Raw genomic sequence first — 12,890 nt, 5'->3', positions numbered from 1 at the left:
TGATGCGCGCAGGACCCATCGATCAGGCATCGTGGGTTCGAGAGGGGACCGGGGCTCCGTTGCCAAACAGGAAGGAGCGGACCGCTACCCGGAAGCAGCACTGAGGAGACAGCCATGTCCCAGTACGCTGGACACCCCGGCAAGGTCGAGGCCGAGCCCGAGACCCCGAATCTCGACTTCCAGGGCAGCACGCCGTACGACGACTACGTACAGGCGTCCGTGCTCACCCACCTCCAGCACCCGCTCTCCGATGACCCGGGCGAGATGGCCTTCCTGGTCACCACGCAGGTGATGGAGCTGTGGTTCACGGTCATCACCTATGAGTGGCAGACCGCGGCCGACGCGCTGCGCGAGGACGATTTGCCGGCCGCGCTGGCCGCACTGAAGCGATCCACCTACGAACTGGAATCCCTCAACGCGTCCTGGAAGCCGCTCGCCCATATGACGCCGGGCCAGTTCAACGCGTACCGCGCCGCGCTCGGCGAGGCATCCGGGTTCCAGTCCGCGATGTACCGCAAGTTGGAGTTCCTGCTCGGCGACAAGTCGGCGTCGATGCTCGTCCCGTACCGCGGTGCGCCGCGTGAACACGCCGAGTTGGAGAAGGCGTTGGGTGAGCCCAGCCTGTATGACGAGGCGTTGCACTACCTGGCCCGACGCGGCTTCAGCATCCCCGACGAGGTGTTGAGCCGGGACGTGACGCAGCAGTACACACCGCACCAGGCCGTCGAACGGGTCTGGGAGCAGATCTACTCAGGCACTACAGGCACTACAGGCACTACGGGTGCCGGTGCGGCGCAGGGGTCCGAGGGTCAGGATGCTGCGGGCGGTCAGGACGCTGCGCGAGCCAAGGAAGCCGCGCGTGCGGTGGCAACGGCCGCCGCTGTCGGTGGCCCGAGCGGCAGTCTGGTGGCCTTCGGCGAGGCACTGACCGAGGTCGCCGAGCTGGTGTGGCGCTGGCGCAATGACCATCTGGTGGCCACGCGTCGTGCCATGGGCGCGAAGACGGGGACGGGCGGTTCGGCCGGTGTCGCGTGGCTGGAGAAGCGCGCGGGCAAGCAGGTGTTCCCCGAGCTGTGGACGGCGCGTAGCTATGTCTGAGCGGATGTCTGAGCGCACCCATACGGAGGCTCACGCGGTGGCTGTTGCGGACGCCACCCGGGCGCCGAACGCGCGCCCAGCAGCGGACGCCTCGGTGCTGGAACAGGTCGGGTGCAAGGCCGTGGAGGCGGAGGCAAACGCTCCGGTCTCCCGGGCGGAGCTCGTGGCCGAGGCTGCCCGCCGCGACCGTGAGGACCCGCTGGCACCGGCCCGCGAACGCTTCGTCGTGGACGCCTCCGACGATCCGAACGGCACCGTCTACCTCGACGGCAACTCGCTCGGTGCGCTACCGCGTGCCGTGGCAGGGCGGATGACCGAGGTCATCGAGGGCGAGTGGGGCCGCGACCGCATCCGCTCCTGGTCGGAAAACCAGTGGTGGACGGCGCCGGAGCGCATCGGCGACCGGCTGGGCAGCCTGCTCGGCGCCGCCGCGGGACAGGTCGTCGTCGGCGACTCGACCAGCGTCAACGTCTTTAAGGCGGTGGTCGCGGGCGTACGGCTGGCACGAACCGGCGACGCACCCGGCGCGCCGGCTGCCGGTGGCGGTGCCAGTGGCATCGCCGCTCGTACAGGCACGGGTGCAGGCACGGGTACGGGCACGAGTGCCGGTGGCGGTGTCGAGCGGGATGAAATCCTCGTGGACGAGGGCACGTTCCCCACGGACGGCTATATCGCGGAGTCCGCCGCCCGGATGACCGGGTGCACGCTGCGCGTGGTGCCCGCTGACGAGATCCCGGCCGCGGTCGGCCCCCGTACCGCACTCGCGCTCGTCAATCACGTGGACTACCGCACCGGCCGGCGCTACGACCTGCCCGGCACCACCGCCGCCTTGCACGCCGCCGGGGCGTTGGCCGTCTGGGACCTGTGCCACAGCGCGGGCGCGCTGCCGGTCGGCCTGGACGGGCACGGCGTCGATCTGGCCGTGGGCTGTACGTACAAGTACCTCAACGGCGGGCCAGGTTCACCGGCCTACCTGTACGTCGCCGCCCGGCACCAGCCGCGCTTCGACTCCCCGTTGCCCGGCTGGAACTCGCATGCCGAGCCCTTCGCCATGGCCTCCGCTTACGCACCGGCCGATGGTGCGGTCCGCGGTCGCGTCGGCACGCCGGACATCCTGTCCATGCTGGCGCTGGAGAGCGCGCTCGATGTGTGGGACGGCGTCAGCATCGAGTCCGTACGGGCCAAAAGCCTGGCCCTGACGGACTTCTTTTTGGCCTGCGTCGCCACCTACGTACCGGCCGGTGCTGTCGAGTCGCTGACGCCCCAGCCGCACGCCTCGCGCGGCAGCCAGGTCGCGCTGCGGTGCGCGGACGCCGAGCAGGTGACGGAGCGGCTGCTGCGGCGCGGCGTGGTCATCGACTTCCGCCGCCCGGACGCGCTGCGGTTCGGGTTTACGCCGCTGTATACGAGCTTCGCCGACGCGGAGCGCGCCGCCTGGACGCTGAGGGAGGTACTCGACCCGTCATGACCCCCGCGATGACGCGCGCGGAACGGGAGGAGGCCTCGGCATTCGGCCACGCCGATGTCCCCCCGGACGCCACGGCGGCCTACGGGCCACACCCGGACCAGGTGGTGGACTTCTTCCTGCCCCGGGGCGGCCCCGCACCGCACGGGCCTCCCACCGCGAGCGTCATCGCGCCAACGGCTGCGCCTCACATCGGCACAGACCACACCGATCGAGCGCCCGCCCCGCGGGTGCCGCCGGTCGTGCCGCCGGTGGCGTCGCGGGCTGTGCCGTTGGTGGTGCTGTTCCACGGTGGCGCCTGGCGCGCCTTGCACGACCGGCGCCATCTCTCCCCGCTCGCCGCATACCTCGCGGGTCACGGCCTCGCGGTCGCGTCGGTCGAGTACCGACGCGGCCCGGCCGCGGCTGCCCGACCACCGTTGTCTGCCCAGCCGTTGTCTGCCCAGCCGGGGTCTGCCCAGCCGGGTTCTGCGCACGAGGCGGGGCGGTCGCGGGCGGGCCGCTGGCCAGCGACCTTCGACGACATCGCGGCAGCCCTCGACGCCCTGCCCACGCTGGTACGCAGCCTCGCCACCGGCCCGAGCAGGGGCCCGCACGCGGCAGCGCAGTGGGCCTCGATCGATGCGGACCGACCGATACTGGTGGGGCACTCGGCCGGTGGGCACGCCGCGCTGTGGGCGGCGGCGCGGCACCGGTTGCCGGTCGGTTCCCGGTGGCGGTTGCCCGCGCCGCCCACCCTGCGCGGCGTGGTCGCCCTCGCACCCGTCGCGGACTTCACCACGGCCCGCGCCCTGGACGTATGCTCCGACGCCGTTACCGAGCTGCTCACCTCACACGCCTCCGACGAGCCCGCCGCCCCCACGGCCGCACCCATGACCGCCACGTCGGACGCCGCCGCCACGCTCTTGGCCCACCGGCTGTCGTGTACCGACCCGGCCGTCCTGCTACCAACCGGCATCGCCACCACCGTCGTGCAGGGCAGCGCGGACATCGATGTGCCGCGCGCGGTGGCAGAGGCGTTCGTGACAGCGGCCGGCGCCGTCGGCCAATCGGTGCGCCTCATCACCATGGAGGGCGTCGGCCACTTCCCCCTCATCGACCCAGCCACGCCCGCGACCCACACCGTCCTAGCGGAGATCACCCGCCTCGGCTGAGCCCCGTACCGCCCTGGACGGCGGAGTGGCTTTGGGGACGCTGCGGGCAGTGGTGGCCTCGATGATCAAGGTGGACGGGTTATCCACAGGCTGTGGATAGAGCTAGGCGCTGCCGATCACTCGGTCAGACACGGGCAGCGCGGGGCGCTACGGCGAACCGCGGGGCACGCAATATGAAGTGCGGCGCCGGACTCCGTTACGGGGGTGAACGGAGTCCGACGCCGCACATCTTGCGGACCTGGCAGGTGCTCACGCGCCCACGTCGTCACCCGGACGCGCTGCCAGGGGGCCCGGAGGCCCAGTTGGTCGGTGGTGGTGGCCGGTGGTGGTCGGGGTGGTCGGGGTGGTCGGCCACCGTACGTTTCGCCAACGGCTCGCCCTAGGTGCGGGCTTGTGGCGGTTGCTAGTTGCTCATGTCACGTCGCCGCAGCCCGGCCAGGCCCGCCGCCAGGAGGGCGGCGGTCAGGAGCAGCATCCAAAGGAACGGGGCGGCGGTGATGTCGCCGCCGGGCACCTTCGGCAGGTGGCCGAAGGGCGACAGGTTCATCACCGACTGGGACAGGTCCATCGCCGGGCCCAACCAACCGATGGCCACCACGAAGCCGACGACGCCCCAGGTGGCCGCCGTGAACTTGGGTAGCACGCCGAACAGGAACACCGCGATGCTGGTGATCACCCAAACCGCCGGGGCCTGGAGCAGCGTGGCGCCCAGCACGCGCGGGAGTTCGCCACCCAGGTCACCGGAGGCTGCCCCGTAGGCGACGCCGAGCGCTAGGCCGCCGGCCGCGAGAATGACGATCGGGCCGAGGAAGGCGACGGCAAGATGGCTGGCCGCCCAGTGCACTCGGCTGACCGCGTTGGCGAGCAGCGGTTCCGCGCGCTGGTCGGTCTCCTCGCTGCGCAACCGCAGGACGGCGCTGGCGGTGTGGATGGTGACGACCAGGCCCAGGATGCCGACCATCGAGGCGAGGAACGCGTCGGTCAGGCCCTCCTGACCGCCCATCCGGATAAAGGTGTCCCGCGTGCTGTCGCTGTCGCCGAGGAAGTCCTCGGCGCCGTCCGCGATGCCGCCGAACACCGCACCCGCAAAGGCGAGGCCAGCAGCCCAGGCCAGCAGCGTGCCGCGCTGTAGCCGCCAGGCCAACCCGTAGACGCTGCCCAGGCCAGGGCCCCCGGCGGGCGGCCCTGGCCGGGAGGCGAAGAAGCTGGCGCCAACGTCGCGACGGCCCGCGAGGGCGTACGCCACACCGATGGCGACCGCGGTCAAGGCGACGAGGAGCAGCAGGGCCCACCAGCGCTCGTCCGCGAACGGCCGGGCGTTCTCCGCCCAGCCCAGCGGCGAGAGCCAGACCAGGATGTGGCTGGAGCCGTCCGACGCGTCCTTGGCCGCGTCGCCGCCCATCCGCAGGACGAACGCCACGCCCACGGCGGCCGACGCCAGGCCCCTGGCCACCCGTGCGTTCTCGGTGACCTGCGCGGCGACGGCGGCGATCGCACCGAACACCATGCCGCTGAGGCCGACAGCGAGCCCCAGCGCGAGCGCGCCACGACCGCCCTGGCCCGCCAGGCTGGCCGCGATGAGGAGTGCGATGGCGCCGTTGGCGATGCCCACGGTGATCAGCGCGGAGGTGAGCCCGGCCCGGCGGCCGACCATCCCGGACGACAGCGCCTCCTGCCGGCCGGTCTCCTCCTCCTCGCGGGTGTGCCGTATGACGATGAGCAGGCTCATGATGGCGGCGAAGACGCAGAGGAAGGCCCCCACGCGCCACACCGTCAGGGCGCCGAGCGAGTCATCGAAGGCCGCACCGAACAGCGCTCGCGTGGAGCCGTTGCCGTTCATGTCGGCGGCCAGGTCGGCGCGCTTGGCAGCCGTGTCGTACGAGCTGTCGAGACGGCTGACGGTGCTGCTCGCGCTCAGGCCAAGGCACAGCACCCAGATCGGCATCATGACCCGGTCGCGGCGCAGCGCGAGCTTCAGCAGTGTGCCGGTGCCTGCCAGGTCACGGGACGACCCCTTGGGCGGGGCCGCGATCCGCGCGTCGGCTACGGCGGTCATCGTGCGATCGCCTCTTCCCGAGCTGAGTCGTCCTGGTAGTGGCGGAGGAACAGTTCCTCAAGGGTGGGGGGCGTGGAGGTGAGGCTGCGCACGCCCGCCTCGCTGAGCTGCTTGAGCACGCCGCTCAGCTTGTCCGTATCGACCTGGAGCTTGACTCGTAGCCCATGGACGTCCACGTTGTGCACGCCGGGGAGCGTGGTCAGGCCGTTCGGCGCGCGGTCCAGCTCGGCCGTCACCGACGTACGGGTCAGGTGGCGCAGTGCGGTGAGTGACCCGGTCTCGACGGTTTGGCCCTTGCGGATGATGCTGACCCGCTCGCAGAGCGCCTCAACCTCGCTGAGGATGTGGCTCGACAACAGCACGGTCCGGCCGCGCTGCCGCTCCTCGGAGACGCACTCGCGGAAAACCTCTTCCATGAGGGGGTCAAGGCCGGAGGTCGGCTCGTCGAAGATCAGCAGCTCGACATCCGATGCGAACGCCGCGACGAGCGCGACTTTTTGCCGGTTGCCCTTGGAGTACGCGCGGCCCTTCTTGGTCGGGTCCAGGTCGAACCGCTCCAGAAGCTGGGCGCGCCGGGTCTTGTCCAGGCCGCCGCGCAGCCGCCCGTACAGGTCGATGACCTCGCCGCCGCTCAGGTTCCGCCACAGGGTGACGTCACCGGGGACGTACGCTAGGCGTTTGTGCAGGTCAACCGCGTCGTGCCACGGGTCCTTGCCCAGGAGTTGAACGGAACCGCTGGTGGCCCGAAGCAGCCCGAGCAGCACACGGATGGTGGTGGATTTCCCCGCGCCGTTGGGGCCGAGGAAGCCATGAACTTCGCCCGTCTCGACTTCGAGGTTGAGGCCGTCCAGTGCGTGGGTCCGGCCAAAGGACTTGTGGAGGTCGGACACGGTGATTGCCGTCGTCATGGTTCCGAAGTTACTCTTCTTTCAGAAATTTGTGAAGTTAAGGAAACGTATAATCGGAGGTGAGGCTCTGAGCAGCGGGGATGATGGGTGTTGGGCGAGACGACGGAGTCCAAGATGACGGAACTCAAGGCCGCAGCTGGGTCGGGGGCTGAGTCCGGCGCCGAGCAGGGCGCGGTCGGTGCCGCAGCAGGCGGCGCACGCCAGGCGACGGAGCGTTCGGCCGCCGGTGCGGTGGAACACCAGCTCGCGGAGTTGGTGAACGCCGGCCGACCAGCGGACCGGGGCGCAGGTCAGCCACTGGGCGAGCCGCGTGGTGGATGGGGCGAGGGCGCCGGTTCGTCGGAGGCGGAAGCGCCGGGCAGGCGGGACGAGGACGCCGTCTCCCGGTTCGTCGAGCGGTTCGCCGCCGAGTTGGTGGAGGCGGGCGTGCAGCGCATGGCCTCCCGGGTCTTCGCCGCGCTCCTTGCCTCCGACACCGGCTCGCTGACCTCGGTCGAACTCGGCGACCAGCTCCAAATCAGCCCCGCCGCGGTATCCGGTGCGATCCGCTACCTCTCGCAGGTCCACATGGTGGGCCGGGAGCGCGAGCCGGGTTCCCGGCGCGACAGATACCAGGTTCATACGGAGCAGTGGTACGAGACGATCACCCGCCGCGACCAGGTCCTTTCCCGTTGGGAGTTGACCCTGCGGGATGGCGCGGACGCGCTTGGACGCGACACACCCGCGGGGGAGCGGATGGCCGAGACGGCCGACTTCTTTGAGTATTTGCAGGGCGAGATGCTGGTGATAATGGATCGCTGGCGCGAACGGCAGTCCGCCCGCCGCGAGGGCCGTACGGGCGAGAGCTGACCGCCTTGGCGAGCTGAATGGTTACTTCTCGGAGCCGCTGCCCGGGCACTGGCGCAGACCAGGCCGCGCCAGGGGGCGCGAGCCCAGGCCAGATCGCGCCAGGCCGGTCCAGCCGAGCTAGCCCCAGGCCGGACCGGGCCAGGCCGCCCCAGGCCGGGCCGGACCTGCCCACGCCGGGTCGGTCCCCCTGGGCGCCCGGGTCTCCTGCGTATGTCTAGCGCGGCAGGGTGACGGACCAGGCGGCCGGCAGCAGCCGCCAGGTACGGGTGCGTACCGGACCTGCGGTCACCGCGTCGGCGCGGTAGTGGAAGTCGGGCCCCGACACCGTGACGGCCCGCGCCCTGAGCCGTACCGGTGAGCCCGACGCATGTCCGTACACAACGACCTCGGCGAGGCCCGACGAGGGGTTCGCAGGGTCGGGTGGCCGGGCGGTCGGGGCGTCGTACGCCAGCGGGCTCGTCGCCACCGTAACCCGCTCCACCGGATGGTCCAGATCGGCGAGGAGTACCCCGTCCGCTTCCACGCGGAGCCGTACGGAGGGCTGCTTGGCCCGCCGCCCGGCCGGGCCGCCGCTGACCCCGGTGCGACCCGAGACGGGTGTGGTCAACAGGGCGAGGGCCGAGCGTGCGGTACGGGCCGCAGGTGACCACCACGGCTGAGGCCGGTCCGGCACCGGTGAGGAACCGGGCCGCTGCCGCGGGACCGAGTCGTCCCGGGCTCCGTCCTCGCCGTGCAGGATGTCGCCTCCGTTGTACGCACCGGAGGCCAACGCGCCCGGGGCCGACGCGCCGGGGGCCAGGACAGGCCCCGATGCCGCGTCCCGAGCCGAGGCGGCACCGGGGCCGTCACTCCTCGTCCGTTCGCGGGTCTGGCCACCGTGCCTTCCTTCGGCCTGGCCGTCGTATCCGCCGCCCGCCGGATCGCTCGGCGCCGGGCCGGTCACATCCGCTGAACTGGTCACGTCCGCTGAACCGGCCGTGTCCGTGCCGACTGGGCCCGTACCGGCCGCTTCCGTACCCACTGCTGCCGCGCCAGCCGTCCCTGCGCCAACTGTCCCTGCGCCAGCCGCACCCCTACCGATCACACCCATGCCGATCGCACGCGTGCCGGTCGGGCCCGGGACGGTGAAGCCGGTCGCAGTCGAGTCAGTGCCAGTTGCGGTGCCGGTCTCGGTGCCGGTTGCGGTGCCGCCGTACGGCACGCTCAACTCGCCGATGACGACACCGTCGCTGTCGTCAACCAGCAGGTCAAAACGGTGGTCGGCGCCGTCGATGACCGTGCGGGCCGCGGTGACCGCATCGGTGGGGATGCCGAGTGCGCTGGCCAACCGAATCGCCGGCGGCGGTCCGACCGGGACCATCGCGATCGGTGTCGTGGCCAGCGTGCGCTCCCGGTGCAGCAGCGTCACCACGTGCAGCAGGGCGCGGTCATCACCCACCACGACGGGCCGTCTGCTGCCCCGGCGGGCCAGCGCCCGCGCCACGTCGTCGGGGCCTTCCGGCAGGCACACCTTCGTGATCGCCCGCGCGCACAGCACGTCTCTCGCGATGCGTACGGACTCCCCGTCGGTGCGTCGGGCGCCCGGGTCGATGATCATGAGCAGCGGTGGCCTGGTGCTCACGCGGGACTCTGGAGCCGACACCTCGGTCCTTCCTCATCAGGTAGCATCTCGGTGCAAGAGCCCCTTGCGCTATTGCGCCAGGGGCTTGGTCTATTCCGGGGCACCGGTTCGACGGCTCTGATGGCGGAAACGCGTTGCTGCGCACCGCCACGCACGTTGGACATGCCCCGCCCGGAAGGGGTGTACGCCTGTGCCCGCACTTGTGCTGCTCGGTGCTCAGTGGGGTGATGAAGGCAAGGGAAAGGCCACCGACCTGCTCGGTGGCTCGGTGGACTATGTCGTGCGCTATCAGGGTGGCAACAACGCCGGCCACACGGTCGTCGTCGGTGACCAGAAATATGCGCTGCACCTGCTCCCTTCCGGAATCCTTTCCCCCGGTTGCACGCCGGTCATCGGCAACGGAGTCGTCGTAGACCCGGCTGTCCTGCTCTCCGAGCTGAGCGGGCTGAACCAGCGCGGCGTGGATACGTCCAAGCTCCTCATCAGTGGTAACGCCCACCTGATCACGCCGTATCACCAGACGGTGGACAAGGTGACAGAGCGTTTCCTCGGCAAGCGGAAGATCGGCACCACCGGACGCGGCATCGGCCCGGCGTACGCGGACAAGATCAACCGTGTGGGCATCAGGGTGCAGGACCTCTTCGACGAGTCGATCCTGATCCAAAAGGTCGAGGCGGCGCTCAACGACAAGAACCAGATCCTGGTCAAGCTCTTCAACCGGCGCGCGATGGGTGCCGAACAGGTCGTCGAGGAGTACCTCGGCTACGCGGAGCAGATCAAGGGATACGTCGCCGACACCACGCTGATCCTGAACAACGCCATCGACGAGGGCAAGGTCGTCCTCTTCGAGGGCGGTCAGGGCACGCTGCTTGACGTCGATCACGGCACGTACCCCTTCGTGACCTCGTCCAACCCGACCGCGGGCGGCGCCTGCACGGGTGCGGGCGTGGGCCCCACGAAGATCAGCCGCGTGATCGGCATCCTCAAGGCGTACACGACGCGCGTCGGCGCGGGCCCCTTCCCGACCGAGTTGCTCGACGCGGACGGTGAGGCGCTGCGCACCATCGGTGGCGAGCGCGGTGTGACCACCGGCCGCGACCGGCGCTGTGGCTGGTTCGACGCGGTGATTGCCCGCTACGCGACCCGGGTCAACGGCCTCACCGACTTCTTCCTGACCAAGCTCGACGTGCTGACCGGCTGGGAGCAGATCCCGGTGTGTGTCGCGTACGAGATCGAGGGCAAGCGGGTCGAAGAGTTGCCGTACAGCCAGAGCGATTTCCACCACGCCAAGCCCATTTACGAGAACCTGCCGGGCTGGTCGGAGGACATCACTCAGGCGAAGACCTTCAGCGACCTGCCGAAGAACGCGCGGGCGTACGTGAAGGCCCTTGAGCAGATGTCCGGGGCGCCTATTTCGGCCATCGGGGTTGGCCCGGGCCGGGACGAGACGATTCAGGTCAATTCCTTCCTCTAAGGCCCATCGGGTCCCTTCGAACACCGGGCGTGCTGGTCTGTTGGCCAGCCCGCTCGGTGTTCGGCTGTCTCGGTAGGGCACCGGCGCAAGGGCCGCCCCGGACCCGCGCGTTCCGGGTAGCCGGAGCGGTCCCCGGCGTGCGTCCGAGGCCGCTGCTGTACGAGGGGTGCGGGCGTAGCTGCTGGCGTGAATCGTTCGCACGTGGCTGCCGGGATGAGTGGCGCGTAGGGAACTGATGGGAAGGGCGAGTCCGTACGTAGCTGCCGGCGGTGTGCGGCGCGCGCTAGCGGCCACCGGGTCCGTACGGCATGCCGTAGCCGCCGCTCGTCGGGCCCGGTCCGCCGGACATCGACTGGCTCGCGGCCCGGCGCTCCTGCATCGCCGACAGCTTGAGCACGACGCAGATGGCGAGGACGGCGCAGGGGATGGACACCACGTCGGTGATGCACGACCAGACGACGGAGCCCTCGTTCTGGTCGTACGTCTCGGCGTCGCCGTACACCGACAGGCTGATGATGCTCACGACGAACATCGTCAGGAACAGCACCCACCACCAGTTCAGCAGCGCCCGGGAGGCGCCGTCCGACCGCATCGGGTAGTTGGCCGCCGGGGTGGCCGGGGCGCTGGAGCGCCAGATGTCGTTGGCGATCTGCTTGGGGAACCAGAACTGCACCACCGGGATGAACCACGACCCCGCGGCGAGGCCCGAGCCGAACCGCTGCCTGCCTGGCGCCAGCACCTGCGCGTTGACATAGGTCCGGCGGAACCAGATCACCCACAGCACGACCATGGGGATGCTGACGAAGAACCACAGCACGTCGAGCGTCTCCGTGATCTCTTCGTCGCTCTCGATGGCGGAGGACTCGGCGGTGTCCGCGAAGTAGTCCTGGTACGTGCCGTACAGGCTCAGGCTGAACACCAGGTCCAGCAGCATCAGCACCAGCCCGACGGAGAACAGGGTCACGGTGGCGTTGGCGAGCCCGCGCGGCGAGCGCCAGACGGCGAAGGGGCCGTACCCGAGAGCGGTGTTGAAGTACGGCTGCGGCGCGATACCGGAGTACGGGGACCCGGGGTGCGGGCCGTGCATGGTCGGTTGCTGGCTGGTCAGCGGTGGCTGGTGGGATATTGGGGGCGGCGAGGGTATGGGCGGCGAGGGCTGGAGCGGCGGCCCGAACTGCGTGCCCGGCATCCCTGGCATCCCCGGCGTGCCCGGCATCCCTGGCGCGCCCGGCGCGCCCGGCGTCCCCGGCGTGCCGAGCGGGGCGAAGCCCACCCCGGTCTGTGGCATCTCCGCCTCAAGGAGCCGCAGCGCGTCCCGGCCCAGCCTGGCCAGGAGTTCGCCCGGCAACCAGGGCCCCGCGTCACCGCCGCTGACCTGCCCGGCCTGCCCGGCCTGGTGGTGGCCGGCGGCGTAGGGGCTGGCCCCATAGGGGCCGGCGGCGTCGCCCGCGCAGGCGAGGACCTGGTCCACCGTGAAGCGGCTGCCCGCGTCCTTGATGAGGCAGCCCTCGACCAACTGCCGTAGCCCGTCCGGCAGCCCGGTGAGATCCGGGGCCTCCTGCGCGACCCGGTACATCAGCGCGTGGACGCCGCTGTCCGAGGTGCCGAACGGGGCGCGCCCAATGGCCGCGAAGGCCAGCACCGAACCGAGACAAAAGACATCGCTCGCGGCGGTGATCTGGTCGCCGCGTACCTGCTCGGGGGACATGAAACCGGGCGAGCCGACGACCGCGCCGGTCATCGTCAGGCCGGCGTCGCCAACCGGGTCGAGCGCACGGGCGATGCCGAAGTCGATGACGCGCGGCCCGTCGATGGTGACCAGCACGTTGGACGGCTTGAGGTCGCGGTGAATGAGCCCGGCGCCGTGAATGTCACGCAACGCCAGAGCGAGGCCGCGGGCGAGGGCGCGTACGGAGTTCTCGGGGAGCGGGCCGTAGTCGTGGTTGATGACGCTGTCCAAGGAGGGCCCGCCGATGTAACCGGTGGCGACCCAGGGCGTGGCCGCATTGGTGTCCGCGTCGAGCACGGGCGCGGTCCAGTCGCCGCCAACGCGCTGTGCGGCCTGCACTTCGGCCTGAAACCTGCGTCGGAAGTCGGGTTGACCGGCCAACTCGCCCCGTACCAGCTTGACCGCGACGGTCCGGCCGCGTGCCGAGCGAGCCAGGTACACCCGACCCATCCCACCCTCACCGAGCCTGCTCAGCAGGCGGTACTCGCCGATCCAGCGAGGATCGTCGGCCCCCAGGTCTTCCATGCTGTTGTGGC

Annotated in this window: 9 protein-coding genes; 5 read left to right on the top strand and 4 right to left on the bottom strand. The window is 70.7% G+C overall.

Going from position 1 to position 12,890, the window contains the following annotated elements; all coding sequences use genetic code 11:
• The first annotated feature begins 114 nt into the window (after positions 1-114).
• From FHS42_RS04150 to FHS42_RS04135, 3 genes are read left to right on the top strand one after another with little or no spacing between them, the layout of a single operon-like run.
• Entirely contained in the window at positions 115-1,098 is a 984-nt protein-coding gene (locus tag FHS42_RS04150) for a tryptophan 2,3-dioxygenase family protein (protein WP_184569157.1), read from the top strand.
• 4 nt (positions 1,099-1,102) lie between these two features.
• Positions 1,103-2,566 carry a kynureninase gene (locus FHS42_RS04145; RefSeq protein WP_246494191.1) on the top strand — a complete coding sequence of 488 codons (1,464 nt, stop codon included), beginning with the start codon at positions 1,103-1,105 and terminating at the stop codon, positions 2,564-2,566.
• Entirely contained in the window at positions 2,563-3,717 is a 1,155-nt protein-coding gene (locus FHS42_RS04135; protein ID WP_246494190.1) for an alpha/beta hydrolase, read from the top strand. The genes FHS42_RS04145 and FHS42_RS04135 overlap by 4 nt, the downstream gene beginning before the upstream one ends.
• A gap of 403 nt (positions 3,718-4,120) precedes the next feature.
• Here the strand turns inward: FHS42_RS04135 and FHS42_RS04130 are convergent, their stop codons facing one another.
• Together FHS42_RS04130 and FHS42_RS04125 are read right to left on the bottom strand one after the other, a co-directional pair.
• Positions 4,121-5,773, bottom strand: coding sequence for an ABC transporter permease (locus FHS42_RS04130; RefSeq protein WP_184569156.1), 1,653 nt, complete (start codon positions 5,771-5,773; stop codon positions 4,121-4,123).
• Positions 5,770-6,681: an ABC transporter ATP-binding protein gene (locus tag FHS42_RS04125; RefSeq protein WP_184569155.1), complete on the bottom strand. Its 912-nt coding sequence runs from the start codon at positions 6,679-6,681 to the stop codon at positions 5,770-5,772. The genes FHS42_RS04130 and FHS42_RS04125 overlap by 4 nt, the downstream gene beginning before the upstream one ends.
• A gap of 297 nt (positions 6,682-6,978) precedes the next feature.
• Between FHS42_RS04125 and FHS42_RS04120 the strand changes: the two genes are divergently transcribed.
• Positions 6,979-7,530 carry a GbsR/MarR family transcriptional regulator gene (locus FHS42_RS04120; protein WP_184569695.1) on the top strand — a complete coding sequence of 184 codons (552 nt, stop codon included), beginning with the start codon at positions 6,979-6,981 and terminating at the stop codon, positions 7,528-7,530.
• A 214-nt stretch (positions 7,531-7,744) separates the two neighbouring features.
• Here the strand turns inward: FHS42_RS04120 and FHS42_RS38990 are convergent, their stop codons facing one another.
• Positions 7,745-9,151 (bottom strand): diacylglycerol kinase, encoded by a 1,407-nt coding sequence (locus FHS42_RS38990; RefSeq protein WP_184569154.1) that lies wholly within the window; start codon positions 9,149-9,151, stop codon positions 7,745-7,747.
• Between the two features lie 190 nt (positions 9,152-9,341).
• Here FHS42_RS38990 and FHS42_RS04110 point away from each other — a divergent pair, with 190 nt between their 5' ends.
• Positions 9,342-10,625 carry an adenylosuccinate synthase gene (locus FHS42_RS04110; protein WP_184569153.1) on the top strand — a complete coding sequence of 428 codons (1,284 nt, stop codon included), beginning with the start codon at positions 9,342-9,344 and terminating at the stop codon, positions 10,623-10,625.
• Between the two features lie 283 nt (positions 10,626-10,908).
• Here FHS42_RS04110 and FHS42_RS04105 read toward each other — a convergent pair whose 3' ends face one another.
• Positions 10,909-12,879 carry a protein kinase domain-containing protein gene (locus FHS42_RS04105; protein WP_184569152.1) on the bottom strand — a complete coding sequence of 657 codons (1,971 nt, stop codon included), beginning with the start codon at positions 12,877-12,879 and terminating at the stop codon, positions 10,909-10,911.
• Positions 12,880-12,890 lie beyond the last annotated feature (11 nt).

The organism is Streptomyces zagrosensis (assembly GCF_014203645.1).
In the GTDB taxonomy this organism is placed as follows: Bacteria; Actinomycetota; Actinomycetes; order Streptomycetales; family Streptomycetaceae; genus Streptomyces; species Streptomyces zagrosensis.
The sequence above is the reverse complement of the archived record's forward strand: the minus strand, read 5'-3'. Positions and strand labels throughout refer to the sequence as shown.